Below are 12,060 nucleotides of genomic sequence, written 5' to 3'. Positions count from 1 at the left end.
CCTCGTACTGGGCGTACTTGGTCGATTCCGACAACGCGGCGAGGTGCCGTGCCAGGCGTCGCAGGCCAGGCGGGACTTTGAAGACAGGCCCTAGGAGTCGTGGTCCTCTCGGGGCTCGTCGGCCGAGGTGTCGTGCGCCTCGGCCGGGCCCGGCCGGTCGGGGGGCGCGGGTGGCGCGGGTGGCGCGGGTGGCGCGGGCTGTTCCGGCGGCTTGGGGGAGTTGGGACCCTTCGGGGGTCTGCCCCTGGGGGGGATCGGCCTCGCGTTGCCCGGGAGCCGTCCCTGCTCCGCCAGGGCCCGGCGGAGCAGGAACTCGATCTGCGCGTTGGCGCTGCGCAGTTCGTCGGACGCCCACCGGGCCAGGGCGTCGTACACCGCCGGGTCCAGGCGCAGGAGAACCTGCTTGCGCTCCGTCACTGGTAGAGCGTGCCCGTGTTCACGACCGGCTGCGCTGCCCGGTCACCGCAGAGCACGACCAGGAGGTTGCTGACCATCGCGGCCTTCCGCTCGGAGTCCAGCTCGACGATGTCCTGTTCCTGGAGCCGGGTGAGGGCCGCCTCGACCATCCCGACGGCACCGTCCACGATCAGCCGGCGCGCCGCCACGACCGCGCCGGCCTGCTGGCGCTGGAGCATCGCCGAGGCGATCTCCGGAGCGTACGCGAGGTGCGTGAAGCGGGACTCGATGATGTGCACACCGGCCGCCTCGACCCGGGCGTGCAGCTCGACGGCGAGCTTCTCGGTGATCTCCTCCGCGTTGCCGCGCAGCGAGAGACCGTCCTCCTCGTGGGCGTCGTACGGGTACTCGATCGCGATGTGCCGGACGGCGGCCTCGGTCTGGGTGGAGACGAACTCCAGGAAGTCGTCCACCTCGAAGAGCGCCTGCGCGGTGTCCTCGACCCGCCAGACGACGACGGCCGCCAGCTCGATCGGGTTGCCGTAGGCGTCGTTGACCTTCAGGACGGCGGTCTCGTGGTTCCGTACGCGGGTCGAGATCTTCGCCCGTGAGGTGAGCGGGTTCACCCAGCGCAGGCCGTCGACGCGGATGGTGCCGCGGTAGCGGCCGAACAACTGGACGACGCGGGCCTCGCCCGGCGCCACCATGTTCAGCCCGCACATCGCGAAGAACGCGCCGATCGCGAGCAGGACGCCGATCACGATCAGCACGGCCTTCGCGCCGGTCGAGGAGAGGGTCGCGCCGGTCACGACGAGGGCGACCCCACCGATCAGGCCGATCAGCCCGAGCAGCAGCGCCAGGCCGCCGCCGATACTGCTCGCCTGGAATTCTCGGACCCGTGGGGCGGGCATCTCGGGCAGGTCGTCCACCACTGGAGTGCTGGTCGTAGGCATGGCTGGTCCCCGTTCCTCGTGCTGTCGCGCCTGTCGGTGCAGCTAGCATTGTGATTACACATTAACGCGCTTCGCAACCCTCTGCGCCTTTCGTGAGTCGGTTCCTCTGAGACAGGTGCTGATTGTCACGTCGGATACGACCGGATCGAGGTCCTTTGTCACAGGGGACGGTGTTAGCTTTCTGAGCTGATTCCGGCAACTGAGACAAGTGGACGAGGCCCGGCGAGGCGAGACCCGAGAACCCGAGAGCGGAGCGACTGAGCGATGGGCCGAGCGGAAGCGCGACAGGCCCGGCAGCGTGGAGCGCGCCGGGCGAAGAAGACCGGCGGCATACGTGGCTTCTTCACGCTGAGGAAGCTGCTCGGTACGTTCTTCGGGCTGTGCCTGCTCGGTATGGGCGCGTTCGTCGTCATGTACTTCCTGGTCCCGGTGCCGACGGCCAACGCGCAGGCCGAGATGCAGAGCAACGTCTACAAGTACAGCGACGGCACGGTCCTGGCGCGGACCGGTGAGATCAACCGCGAGATAGTCGGCCTGGAGAAGGTCCCGAAGGACGTCCAGCGCGCCTTCGTCGCCGCCGAGAACAAGTCCTTCTACAAGGACTCCGGCGTGGACATCAAGGGCACGACCCGCGGTCTGATGAACACCCTCTCGGGCAAGGGCAAACAGGGTGGTTCGACCATCACCCAGCAGTACGTGAAGAACTACTACCTCGACCAGGACCAGACGGTCACCCGCAAGCTCAAGGAGCTGGTGATCTCGCTGAAGGTCGACCGGCAGATGACCAAGAGCGAGATCCTCGCCGGTTACATGAACACCAGCTACTACGGGCGGGGCGCGTACGGCATCCAGGCGGCGGCCCAGGCGTACTACGGCGTGGACGCGGCCAAGCTGAACGTCGCGCAGGGCGCGTATCTGTCCGCGCTGCTCCAGGCCCCCAACCAGTACGACTGGGCCCAGGCCACGGACACCGGCAAGAAGCTCGTCACGGAGCGCTGGAACTACGTCCTCGACAACATGGTCGAGGAGGACTGGCTGGACGGCTCCGAGCGCGAGGGGCTGAAGTTCCCCGTACCGCAGAAGCCCAAGCCCGCCCCCGGCGCGGAGGGGCAGGCCGGCTATCTCGTGGAGGCGGCCAACAGTGAGCTGGAGCGGCAGGGTGTCAGCAAGGAGGAGATCGACGCCGGCGGCTGGACGATCACGCTGAGCGTCGACAAGAAGCGGCAGAAGGAACTCGTCGGCGCGGTCGAGAAGCAACTGGAGTCCAAGCTCGACCGCAAGAAGAGCAAGGTGGACGCGACCGTGCAGGCGGGCGCGACGTCCGTGGACCCGAAGACCGGCGCCGTGGTCGCGCTCTACGGCGGGGTCGGCGCCACCGAGCACTGGATCAACAACGCCACGCGCACCGACTACCAGCCCGCGTCGACCTTCAAGCCGATCGTGCTCGCCTCGGCGCTGGAGAACGGGTCGAAGACGCAGGACGGCGAGAAGATCGGGCTCAAGACGGTCTACGACGGCACGAGCAAGCGGAAGGTCGTCGGCAGCGACACCCCCTTCTCACCGCAGAACGAGGACGACGTCGACTACGGCGACATCACCGTGCAGGAAGCGGCCAACGACTCCGTCAACTCGGTCTTCGCGCAGATGGTCGTCGACGTGAGTCCCGCCAAGGTGAAGAAGACCGCGCTCGAACTGGGCATGCGGGACAAGAACTTCCCCGAGCGGCCCGCGATCACCCTGGGCACCATGGAGGCATCCACCTGGGACATGGCGGGCGTGTACGCGACGCTCGACAACCACGGTGAGAAGGTCACGCCGTCGATCCTGAAGTCCGCCGAGCACAAGGACCGTACGGTCGAACTGCCCGAGCGGATCGGGGACCGGGCGATCAGCCGCGAGTCCGCCGACACCGTCACCTCGGCCCTCACCGGCGTCGTCAAGAACGGTTCGGCGCACGAGGCGAACACCGACGCGTACAAGGCGGCGGCCAAGACGGGTACCTCGGAGGACAACAAGTCGGCGTGGTTCGCCGGCTACACACCCGAACTGACCACGGTGGTGGCCCTGTTCGGCGAGTCGACGGCCGAGGGCGGCGGACAGGTCACCCTCACCGGCACGGCCAACTCGGGCCGCGCCAACGGTGGCGGCTTCCCCGCCAAGATCTGGGCCGACTACACCCTGGGCGCGCTGGGCGGCGGCTCCGACGCCTCGTTCGACCTCGATGTCGCCGAGGACACCTACCGTCCGCCCAAGCCCTCGACACCGCCGCCCTCCACGGAGCCGCCGGAGACCGAGGACCCGACGACGCCGCCGCCCGACGAGCCGGACCCCAGCGACACGGAGACCGACCCGCCGGCGACCGATCCTCCGGCGACGACCGAGCCGCCCGCTCCGCCCCCGGAGCCGGGTGACGACTCCGGAGGCGGCGGTGGCGACACCGGCGGCGGCACGGACGGCGGCGCCGACACCGGCGGTACGGGCTCCGCGGGCGGCGCCGACGGGGGCGGTGGCGGCGGTGGCCAGCGGCCACCCGGCTTCACCGACTGAGCGAGGCACGGCGTACGACGCGAGGCACGGCGCACGACGCGAGGCACGGCGCACGGTGTATGGCGCACGGCGTACGGCGCAACGAAACGGCCGCCCGGGAGACCGGGCGGCCGTTCTCGTTTCGCGTTTCTCGTCCGGGCTACGCGGTCAACCGCCGTTGACCTTCGCGGCGATCCGGTCGCCGACGTTCTTGTCGATGTTGCGCCAGTACTGGAGCGCCCGGTCGAGGACCGGCCGGCTCACGCCCTGGAGCAGATGACCGGAGACGTTCGACACCAGCCGGTCGCGCTGCGCGTCGTCGAGCACCTTGCGGACCTGGGTGCCCGCCTGGCCCCAGTCGTCGTCCTCGCGCCGCTTCGTGTACGCCTCGCGGACCATCTCGCCCGCCGCCGCCCAGCCCGCCGGGTCGCCGTAGCGCTCGGTGTCGGCGGCCGGGCCGCCGTAGGAGTTCGGGGCGTACGGCATCGCCGCGTTCGACGCGACGTACCGCATCGGGCCGTCCTTGGCGTACGAGTTCACCGGCGAGTGCGGCCGGTTGGGCGGCAGCTGGGCGTAGTTCGGGCCGATCCGGTACCGGTGCGTGTCCGGGTACGAGAACAGCCGGCCGAGCAGCATCTTGTCCGGCGAGGGGCCGATGCCCGGAACCATGTTCGACGGCTCGAAGGCGGCCTGCTCGATATGGATGAAGAAATTGTCCGGGTTCCTGTTCAGCGTCATCCGGCCGACATCGATCAGCGGGTAGTCGCCGTGCGGCCACACCTTCGTCAGGTCGAACGGGTTGAAACGGTAGTCGGCCGCCTCGTCGAACGGCATGATCTGGACCTTCAGGCTCCAGGTCGGCGCGTTCCCCGACTCGATCGACTCGTACAGGTCCCGGCGGTGGTGGTCCGCGTCGCTGCCCGCCATCTCGTCGGCGTCCGCCTGGCTGAGGTAGTCGATGCCCTGGTCGGTCTTGAAGTGGTACTTCACCCAGAACCGCTCACCGGCGCCGTTCACCCACATGTAGGTGTGCGAGCCGTAGCCGTTCATGTGGCGGAAGGACTTCGGGATGCCCCGGTCGCCCATCAGCCAGGTCACCTGGTGCGCCGACTCGGGCGACAGGGTCCAGAAGTCCCACTGCATGTCGTTGCTGCGCAGCCCGGTGGCCGGGTGGCGCTTCTGCGAGCGGATGAAGTCCTGGAACTTGATCGTGTCGCGTACGAAGAAGACGGGCGTGTTGTTGCCCACCAGGTCGTAATTGCCCTGCTCCGTATAGAACTTCAAGGCGAAACCGCGCGGGTCGCGCCAGGTGTCGGGGGAGCCGAACTCACCGGCGACCGTCGAGAAGCGGGCCAGCATCTCGGTGCGCTTGCCCGGCTGGAAGAGGTCTGCCTTGGTGAACTGGCTGACGTCGTTGGTCACTTCGAAGACGCCGTACGCACCCGAGCCCTTGGCGTGGACCACCCTCTCGGGGACCCGTTCGCGGTTGAACTGGGCCATCTTCTCGATCAGGTAGTGGTCCTGGAGCAGGATGGGACCGTCGGGCCCGACGGAGAGCGAGTTCTCGTCGCTCTCCACCGGGATGCCGGCGTTGTTGGTCGTGTACGGGGCCTTGGGCGTCGACTCGGTCACGAGCGGCCTCCCGTCGGTAGGGGGTTCCCGCGACCGGAATCACGCGCCACGGGACAACAGCGGTCTTGTCGACCGCCTGCCCCAGTGAAACCCGCCGACACATCGTCGGCAACATTTGCACGGCGCCCGGGGCCGAGGCCGGGACCGAGCCCACGACAGAGCCCGGTGCCGGGTCCTGGACGCGTCCAGAACCCGGCACCGGAGGCGTCCAGGAACGGGTCTACGGGCGGGTCGAGATCTCGAACCACACGACCTTGCCGGTGGACAGCCGCGTCGCGCCCCACCGCCTGGCCAGCCGGTTGACCAGGAAGAGTCCCCGGCCGCCCTCGTCCGTGTCGCGCGCCCGGCGCTGGCGGGGCAGCTGCGGCGAGTCGTCGCCGACCTCGCAGCGCAGGACGTCGGTCCGCAGCAGCCGCAGTGTGACGGGCCGCTCCGCGTACCGGACCGCGTTGGTCACGACCTCGCTGATCAGCAGCTCGACGGAGTCGCTCAGCTCCTCCAGGCCCCAGCGCGAGAGCGCGCGTCTGGCGAGCCGTCTGGCCCGGCCCGGCGCCGCGTCCTCCGGCTCCAGGAACCAGTAGGCGACATCGCTCGGCGCGATCCCGTCGAAGCGGGCGGCCAGCAGCGCGATGTCGTCGTCACGGTCACCGGGGCCGAGCACGTCCAGCACGTCGTCGCAGAGCGCCTCCAAAGGAGGCGAGTGGTCGGGGCCGGTGAGCTGCGCCGTCGCGGCGAGGCGCTCCCGCAGCTGCTCGATCCCCGTCCACACGTCACGCAGCCGGGACTCCACGAGGCCGTCCGTGTAGAGGAGCAGCGTGGCACCGGCCGGCGCGTCCAGTTCGACGGCCTCGAAGTCGACCCCGCCGACGCCGATCGGGGCACCGGGCGGTACCCGCAGCACCTCGGCCCGGCCGCCCAGATGCAGCAGTATGGGCGGCGGATGGCCGGCGTTGGCGATGGTGATGCGGTGCGAGACCGGGTCGTACACCGCGTACAGGCAGGTGGCCATCCGGTCGGTGCCCAGCCGTTGCGCCTGCTCGTCGAGGTGGTGCAGGACCTCCTGCGGCGGCAGGTCGAGACCGGCGAGCGTCTGCGCGGTCGTCCGCAGCTGGCCCATGATCGCCGCCGACGTCATGGAGTGACCCATGACGTCACCGACGACCAGGGCGACGCGGCTGCCGGGCAGCGGGATCGCGTCGTACCAGTCGCCGCCGACCCGGGCGGTCTCGGCGGCGGGCAGATAGCGGGAGGCGAGCCGGACGCCCGTGGGCTGCGGCAGCCCCTCCGGGAGCATCGTGCGCTGCAGCTCGTCCGCGATGTACGCCTCGCGGCCGTACAGCACCGCCTTGTCGATGCCGAGCGCGGTGTGTGTCGCGAGCTGCGCGGCCACCAGCAGGTCGTTGGGCTCGAACGCGGGGCGGTCGGGCCTCCTCAGGAAGACGGCGGCGCCGATGACGCGCCGCCTGCCGCGCAGCGGGGCCAGGATCGCGCGCCGGCCGCCGGGAACGGTCATCTCGCCGCCGAGCAGCTCGGGCAGCGCCGCGCGGGCGGCGGCGGAGTCGCCGAAGACCGGCCGCACGCCGCGCAGGACCTCGGAGAGCGCGCCGCCGGACGCCACCTCGCACAGCTGCGCGGCGGGCATCACGTCGGTCTGCGGGTCCAGGACCGCGATCCGGCCGGCCTCGGACTCCGGCAGCTGGATACCCGTACCGGCCGTGCCCGCGCTCTCGCCGTCCTCGTCGGTGAGCCGCAGCCGGTCCGTACGGCGCAACCTCAGTACGAAGGGTGAGATCGGCCGCTCGTCGCCGACGGGCAGCGGGTCGCGGAGGTAGACGAGTATCGCGTCGGAGAAGGTCGGGACGGTGGCCCGGCAGAGACCGAGCACGATCTCGTCCAGGTCGATGCCCCGCGCGATACGGCGGGTGGCGGCCCCCACGAAGCGCAGCCGGTCGCCTTCGCGCCGCGCGGCGCCCACCGGGTCCTGCGGGGGCGTGGCCGACCCCACCGCGGCCTGCGCGGACGCGGGCGCGGGGACCGAGGGCACCGACGGCTGCGGTACGGCGGCGGCCGCCTCCTGCCGTGGCCGGGTGCGTTCCTGGGACCGGGCAGCCACGGGCTGCCGGCCTTCATGGGAGGTGGGATGCTCCGTCACGCGTGGGATTCCGTCCGTCCGGGCCGGTGGTGCGAGACAACCGATTCGACTGGCGATGCCACCCTCGTCCAGGGTGTCCCGCGTCTGTGGCCGCAGGGGCCTTCGCAGCCGGACATCGGGACCTTGCGCCGGAAACGCCCCTCAAGGGCCCCGAGAGCGCGGATGCCACGGCGGCAGGCGTCCTGCACGGCTCCACCCCCTCGTCGATGTCCAGCGGCTGATGTACGGCTGGCCTGCGGCTGTCTGCGGCTCGTTCGTCGTGCGAATCGTTCTCGCGTGCGTCGTACGTCGTGCGGCTCGATGGTCCCTTGCTGGTCCAGCGATATGACTCTAGGTCAGCTCCGTTGCCCCGCCCGCGCGTTGGTCGGGCGCGGCCCGGCGGAGGACGATCCTACGTTTGAACCCCAGGGGCGCATCAAGGGTCTCACGACGTCGGCGAACCCGCCCCGGCGATCACCAGGTACGTCGGACCACCTGCCCTTTTCCCTCATCTGGTCCGGACCTTTACCGGTTCGGGTGCCCGGTCCCAGCCCGCCGGCAGCTCGGGCACCGACCACCGCGGATCGGGCCGCCAGTTCTCCCAGCCGTCGGAGAACGGGGCGCCCCACGCCTTGATCATCTCGACCGCCGCGCTCCCGGCCTCCCGGACGCGCAGCGCCTGACCGGCGTCCAGCAGCCCGACGCGCTGGGCCTCGGCGAACTCGTCCTCGTCCCGCCAGAGCCAGCTGCGGTCCGGGTACACCGAGATGTCGAGGAAGTGGTCCTCGGAGTCGATACCACCCGCCCAGCGCAGCCGCGGCTCCTCCAGGTTGACGTACCAGCTGCGGAACTCCCAGCCCTGCTCCCAGAACAGCCAGACCGACCACGGCTCGCCGGGCCTGGCCAGCTTCAGCACGCCGGTGCCCTCCCAGTGGGCACGGGCGGTGGTGCGCGGCGCCGTGTACCGGGTGGCGAGCGGTTCGTGGTGCACGGGCGAGCCGTCGGCGAGCACCGGCTTGACGCACTCGGTGCCCGGCGCCATCCACACGGCGAGCAGCTCGTCGGTGTCCTGCACGACGGTCACCGGGCGGCAGATGTGGACATGCGGCGAACCGTTGTCCCGGTAGCGCCAGAGAATCCGCTCGCCCCGGTCCCAGTGTCGAATGCCGTCCGCACCTGTCATGCGCAGATCTTAGAGCCGGGGCCCCGCGGGCGCTGTGAGGTGCGCCCGGACGGCTCGATCTTGTCGGTCCCGATCACGGCCGTGTCATCCGCAGGACGTCCAGCGCCTCGTCCAACTGCTCCACCGTCAGATCGCCGCGCTCCACATAGCCGGACTCCAGCACCACCTCGCGGATCGTCCGCCTCTCGGCCAGCGACTTCTTGGCGACCTTCGCCGCCTCCTCGTAACCGATGTACTTGTTCAGCGGGGTGACGACGGAGGGGGACGACTCCGCGTACAGCCGGGCCCGCTCCACGTTCGCCGTGATGCCGTCGACGGTGCTGTCCGCCAGCAGCCGGGACACGTTGGCGAGCAGCCGTACGGACTCCAGGAGGTTCCTGGCGATCACCGGCAGCATCACGTTCAGCTCGAAGTTCCCCGCGGCGCCGGCCGTGGCGACCGTCGCGTCGTTGCCCGTCACCTGGGCGGCGACCATGAGGACGGCCTCCGGGATCACCGGATTGACCTTGCCCGGCATGATCGACGAGCCGGGCTGGAGATCGGGCAGATTGATCTCGGCCAGCCCGGTGCGCGGCCCCGACGCCATCCAGCGCAGGTCGTTGGAGATCTTCGTGAGCGAGACGGCGACGGTACGGAGCTGGCCCGAGGTTTCCACCAGTCCGTCGCGCGCTCCCTGCGCCTCGAAGTGGTTCCTGGCCTCGGTCAGCGGCAGCCCCGTGGCGCGGGCCACCTCGGCGATGACGGCGGCCGAGAAGCCGGGCGGGGTGTTGATGCCGGTGCCCACCGCCGTACCGCCCAGGGGCAGCTCGGCCAGGCGGGGGAGGGCGGACTCCAGCCGCTCGATGCCGTACCGGACGGCCGCGGCGTAACCGCCGAACTCCTGGCCCAGCGTGACGGGCGTGGCGTCCATCAGATGCGTACGGCCCGACTTCACGACCTCCGCGAACTCCTCGGCCTTGCGCTCCAGCGAGGCGGCGAGATGGTCGAGCGCCGGGATCAGATCGGCGGTGACGGCGGCCGTCGCGGCGATGTGGATGCTGGAGGGGAACACGTCGTTGGAGCTCTGCGAGGCGTTGACGTGGTCGTTCGGGTGGACGTCGCGGCCCAGGCGCTCGGTGGCGAGGGTGGCGATGACCTCGTTGGCGTTCATGTTGGACGAGGTGCCCGAGCCGGTCTGGAAGACGTCCACCGGGAAGTGCTCGTCCCAGCGCCCCTCGGCGACCTCGGCCGCCGCGCTCCGTACCGCCTCGGCGATGTCCCGGTCCACCACGCCGAGTTCGGCGTTGACGGTCGCGGCGGCGGCCTTGATACGGGCCAGGGCCTCGATGTGGGCGCGTTCGATGGGCCGGCCCGAGATGGGGAAGTTCTGTACGGCCCGCTGGGTCTGGGCGCGCCATTTGGCGTCGAGGGGGACCTGGATCTCACCCATGGAGTCGTGCTCGGTGCGGTAACCCGCGCCGGTGCTCGCGCTGGTGGTCCCGCCGGTGGTCCCGCCGGTGGTCGGGGTGTTCGCGGGTGTGTTCCCGGGTGTGCTGGCGTCGCTCGTCATCGTGGTCGTACCTCCTGCAGAAGTTGAGCAATTGTCTTGTTCGGAGTGTTCCCAAGTCCCTTACCCGCCAGTAAAAACCCTTGGTAACACTGAGATCGGGGAGGCCATGCAACGTACGAGACCCACGCTCCGAAGTACCGTCGCCACGCTCGCCGCATTCGCGACCGTCGTCGGCGGACTCGTCGCACTTACCCCCACGGCCCAGGCGTCAGCCCCCACCGGCGCGCCCGCCTCCGTCCGCGCGTCCACCCCGCTGCCGCCCGCCCTGGAGGAGATCCGCGCGGCCGAGGCGACCCGCCTCTACGGCTCCCCCGCGGAGCGCCCCCTCGACCAGCGCAAGACCGGGCTGATCTCGCTCGGCGACAGCGAGATCTCCGGTGAGGGCGTCGGCACCTACGAACCGGGCACGAACGGGCCCGACAACTGGTGCCACCGTTCACCCGATTCGGCGATCCACCGCACCGGGATCGCGGCCGACGTCACGTACAACGTCTCCTGCTCCGGAGCCTCGACCGTCAATGTCCGGGTCGGCGGCACCCCGCAGTTCGCCGACGAACTCGTCCAGAGCGACAGCCTCGCCATCAAGGCCCGCAACACCCGGATCAAGATGGTGCTGCTGGTGGCGGGCGCGAACGACGATCTCCAGTTCGGTCCGGTGATCACCGACTGCGTGCTCCGCTGGTTCACCCTTCAGGGGCCCTGCGTCAACAAGTACCGGGCCGGCTGGCAGGCACGGGTCGACGGACTCGTACCCAAGATCGAGTCGACCGTGGCCGACCTGCGGGGCGTCATGCGCGGCGCGGGTTACGCCGACGGCGACTACAAGCTGGTGGTGATGGGCTACCCGGGTCCGCTCACCCCCGACTACGCCGACAACCCGAACTTCCCGGGCAAGATCCCCGGCGGCTGCACCGGCTACGACGAGGACGCCGACTGGGCCCGTAACGGCGCCGTCCCCGCCTTCCAGAGCGGCGTACGGAAGGCCGCCAACAGCTCCGGCGCGGTGTATCTGGACAACTCGCGCCTCTTCCACGGCCATGAGGTGTGCACGGACGACGACTGGGCGCGGGGGCTCTTCATCGACCTCGGGACCTTCCCGCCGAGCGAGAACTCGCTCCGGCAGTCCTTCCATCCGAACGCCGCCGGACATGTCGCGTTCGCGTCGTGCCTGACGCAGCTGTACGACTCGGGGCTGAGCGAGGCGAGTTGCGCCGACCCCGCGAGTACGGGGCGGCCCGTTCTCCAGCCGGGCAGCTGGGACGACGCTTTTCAGCCACTCAAGAACGAGGGGACGGGCACCTGCGTCGACGTGACCGCGTCGAAGACCCGCAACGGCTCCAAGGTCACCGGCTACGGCTGCGACGACGGCCGTAACCAGGGCTGGTGGTACGACACCGGCGCGGGCGCCGGCGCCCGGTCGCTGCACAGCGAGCTGAGCCACGACCGCTGCCTGGACGTGCCGTCCGGCATGTACCGCGCGGGCACCGCGGTCACCCTGTGGGACTGCCACGGCGGCGCGAACCAGAAGTTCGTACGTGAGGCGGGCACCATCCGTCCGGCGTCGGCGGGCACGCTCTGCCTGACGCTGGCGTCGGCGCGGGACCCGTTGCGGCTGCAGAACTGCGACGGGTCGGCGAGCCAGCGGTTCGTCTGATCCGCGGATCCACAGGAGGCCGTCACGCGCGTGTTC

At 70.3% G+C, this 12,060-nt stretch carries 8 protein-coding genes; 2 read left to right on the top strand and 6 right to left on the bottom strand.

All coding sequences use genetic code 11. The features are described from left to right. Positions 1-90: 90 nt before the first annotated feature. Entirely contained in the window at positions 91-417 is a 327-nt protein-coding gene (locus ACFUN8_RS34740) for a hypothetical protein (RefSeq protein WP_383646710.1), read from the bottom strand. After that, the gene (locus ACFUN8_RS34735; protein WP_383646707.1) at positions 414-1,349 is read right to left on the bottom strand and encodes an SPFH domain-containing protein; all 936 of its coding nucleotides are present in this window, start codon (positions 1,347-1,349) and stop codon (positions 414-416) included. Before ACFUN8_RS34735 ends, ACFUN8_RS34740 begins: the two co-directional genes overlap by 4 nt. 264 nt (positions 1,350-1,613) lie before the next feature. On the opposite strand from ACFUN8_RS34735, the gene ACFUN8_RS34730 reads away from it, so the two are divergent. After that, positions 1,614-3,896, top strand: coding sequence for a transglycosylase domain-containing protein (locus ACFUN8_RS34730; protein WP_383646704.1), 2,283 nt, complete (start codon positions 1,614-1,616; stop codon positions 3,894-3,896). A gap of 147 nt (positions 3,897-4,043) precedes the next feature. On the opposite strand, the gene ACFUN8_RS34725 is transcribed toward ACFUN8_RS34730, so the two are convergent. The 4 genes from ACFUN8_RS34725 to ACFUN8_RS34710 all read right to left on the bottom strand — a co-directional run bounded on the left by ACFUN8_RS34725 (position 4,044) and on the right by ACFUN8_RS34710 (position 10,370). Further along, positions 4,044-5,507, bottom strand: coding sequence for a catalase (locus tag ACFUN8_RS34725; RefSeq protein WP_383646701.1), 1,464 nt, complete (start codon positions 5,505-5,507; stop codon positions 4,044-4,046). Between the two features lie 220 nt (positions 5,508-5,727). After that, positions 5,728-7,659, bottom strand: a complete 1,932-nt coding sequence (locus tag ACFUN8_RS34720; protein ID WP_383646698.1) for a SpoIIE family protein phosphatase — start codon at positions 7,657-7,659, stop codon at positions 5,728-5,730. Between the two features lie 487 nt (positions 7,660-8,146). Then, positions 8,147-8,821, bottom strand: a complete 675-nt coding sequence (locus tag ACFUN8_RS34715) for a DUF402 domain-containing protein (protein WP_383646695.1) — start codon at positions 8,819-8,821, stop codon at positions 8,147-8,149. A 73-nt stretch (positions 8,822-8,894) separates the two neighbouring features. Beyond that, the gene (locus tag ACFUN8_RS34710; protein WP_383646692.1) at positions 8,895-10,370 is read right to left on the bottom strand and encodes a class II fumarate hydratase; all 1,476 of its coding nucleotides are present in this window, start codon (positions 10,368-10,370) and stop codon (positions 8,895-8,897) included. A gap of 106 nt (positions 10,371-10,476) precedes the next feature. On the opposite strand from ACFUN8_RS34710, the gene ACFUN8_RS34705 reads away from it, so the two are divergent. Beyond that, positions 10,477-12,024, top strand: coding sequence for a ricin-type beta-trefoil lectin domain protein (locus tag ACFUN8_RS34705; protein ID WP_383646689.1), 1,548 nt, complete (start codon positions 10,477-10,479; stop codon positions 12,022-12,024). Positions 12,025-12,060: the final 36 nt, after the last annotated feature.

This window comes from Streptomyces sp. NPDC057307 (genome assembly GCF_042667665.1).
In the GTDB taxonomy this organism is placed as follows: domain Bacteria; phylum Actinomycetota; class Actinomycetes; order Streptomycetales; family Streptomycetaceae; genus Streptomyces.
This window is presented reverse-complemented; position numbering and strand designations above follow the sequence as displayed.

Excerpts from the sequence above, each read along its gene's own strand:
- ACFUN8_RS34715 (WP_383646695.1), bottom strand. The coding sequence starts at position 8,821 with ATGACAGGTGCGGACGGCATTCGACACTGGGACCGGGGCGAGCGGATT.
- ACFUN8_RS34730 (WP_383646704.1), top strand. The coding sequence starts at position 1,614 with ATGGGCCGAGCGGAAGCGCGACAGGCCCGGCAGCGTGGAGCGCGCCGG.
- ACFUN8_RS34705 (WP_383646689.1), top strand. The coding sequence starts at position 10,477 with ATGCAACGTACGAGACCCACGCTCCGAAGTACCGTCGCCACGCTCGCC.
- ACFUN8_RS34710 (WP_383646692.1), bottom strand. The coding sequence starts at position 10,370 with ATGACGAGCGACGCCAGCACACCCGGGAACACACCCGCGAACACCCCG.
- ACFUN8_RS34735 (WP_383646707.1), bottom strand. The coding sequence starts at position 1,349 with ATGCCTACGACCAGCACTCCAGTGGTGGACGACCTGCCCGAGATGCCC.